The sequence below is a fragment of the Mesorhizobium argentiipisi (SeqCode) genome (genome assembly GCF_037179585.1).
Taxonomy (GTDB): Bacteria; Pseudomonadota; Alphaproteobacteria; order Rhizobiales; family Rhizobiaceae; genus Mesorhizobium; species Mesorhizobium argentiipisi.
Genome location: NZ_JAPYKO010000109.1, coordinates 1 through 456, shown reverse-complemented (window position 1 = coordinate 456; position 456 = coordinate 1). Strand labels below are relative to the sequence as shown.

Annotated in this window: 1 protein-coding gene; it reads right to left on the bottom strand. The window is 68.9% G+C overall.

Features of this window, described 5'->3' with window-relative positions; genetic code table 11:
- Positions 1–186 (bottom strand): hypothetical protein (locus tag O7A05_RS34155; protein ID WP_337097807.1); only part of this gene is annotated, 186 nt, incomplete at its 3' end.
- Positions 187–456 lie beyond the last annotated feature (270 nt).

The following is a 456-nucleotide window of genomic DNA, read 5'->3' as shown; positions in this document are numbered from 1 at the left end:
CGCCGCGAGGGCGACGAGGAACGGCGCCCAGAAGTGGACGAGCCCGAGTCGGCTCCAGACCGAGAAGGTCTCCCGGCAGCCCGTGGTGTTCATCGCGCATCCCAGCGGCACGAAGTAGAAGAACCACACCATCGTCGCGAAGCCCAAGACGACGCCGAGAAGCAGTGCGAAGGTCCTCAACGCCATCCCCTTCGTGCGCGTGGGTGCCGCCCGGACCCGCCGCTCGTGTTATCCTCGAGGACGCTGCCTTCGATCCACTGCGGCGCCGCGGCCCGGATACCGGATTTCGCCGCGGTACCGCAGCGCTCTTCCTTCGGGCACGCGTGGCCAGCGTGGAAGGGCAGGCCGATGCGACACCGCGCGCGGGAGCAGGCCCGACGGCACGCCGACCTCAATTGTCGCCGTCGTGCCCGGATGATAGCAGCGCGGAGATGACGACGAAGCCTCCTCATCGCG